Here is a 1,001-nt window from a genome sequence, read left to right on the forward strand (position 1 = left end):
CCGCTCAACCGCGCCGTCATCATGCTGGTGATCGACATGTCGCAGTCCATGCGCGCGACCGACGTCGAACCCAACCGGCTCAAGGCCGCCGAACAGGCCGCCACTCAGTTCGCCGGCCAGCTCACCCCCGGCATCAACCTCGGCCTGGTCGGTTTCGCGGGCACGCCTTATCTGCTGGTGCCGCCGACCCCGCAACATCAGGCGACCATCGACGCGCTGAAGAAGCTGGAGTTCGCCGACAGCACCGCCACCGGCGAAGCCATCTTCACCGCTCTGCACGCGATCAGTGCCACCGCGGTCGCCGGGGGCGACAATCCGCCGCCGGCCCGCATCGTGCTGCTCTCCGACGGCGGCGAGAACGTGCCGCTGGACCCGAACGCTCCGCAGGGGGCGTTCACCGCGGCCCGGGCCGCCAAAGCCGAGGGCGTGCAGATCTCGACGATCTCGTTCGGCACCCCGTACGGCACCGTCGACTACGAGGGCGCCACCATCCCCGTTCCGGTGGATGACCAGACCCTGCAGAAGATCTGCGAGATCACCGAGGGCCAGTCGTTTCACGCCGACAGCCTGGACTCGCTGAAGAACGTGTACTCGACGCTGCAGCGCCAGATCGGCTACGAGACCGTCAAGGGCGACGCGAGCATGGCCTGGATGTTGCTCGGCGCCTTCGTCATGGCCGGCGCCATCTTGGCCGGCCTGCTGCTCAACCGCAGGCTGCCCGCCTGAGTCGTCAGCTGGGCAGCCGCCGGTTGATCAGCAGGGCCAGCGCCGTCGCGATCAGTGCGGTCAGGACGCCCAGGCGCAGCCAGCCGGAGCTGCCCGGTCCGGGCACCGTGCGGTAGCCGATCTCGTTCTCGATGGCGTTGTAGCTCTTCTCCAGCTCGCCGAGGTTGGTGGCGGTGTAGGACTGCCCGCCGGACAGCTTGGCGACCGTCTTCATCTGGTCGGTCGAGACCGGGACCGCGATCCGGTGCCCGTCCATCTCGATTTCACCGCCCTTG

Annotated in this window: 1 protein-coding gene and 1 pseudogene; one reads left to right on the plus strand and one right to left on the minus strand. The window is 68.3% G+C overall.

Annotated features, from left to right (window positions below; translation table 11 throughout):
• Positions 1-726, plus strand: a 726-nt coding sequence (locus A5625_RS03795) for a VWA domain-containing protein (protein WP_066989190.1), incomplete at its 5' end; no start/stop codon positions are given.
• A gap of 4 nt (positions 727-730) precedes the next feature.
• On the opposite strand, the pseudogene A5625_RS03800 reads toward A5625_RS03795, so the two are convergent.
• Positions 731-1,001 (minus strand): annotated as a pseudogene (locus tag A5625_RS03800) (hypothetical protein); the annotation flags it as partial.

Source organism: Mycobacterium sp. 1465703.0 (assembly GCF_001672975.1).
Taxonomy (GTDB): domain Bacteria; phylum Actinomycetota; class Actinomycetes; order Mycobacteriales; family Mycobacteriaceae; genus Mycobacterium.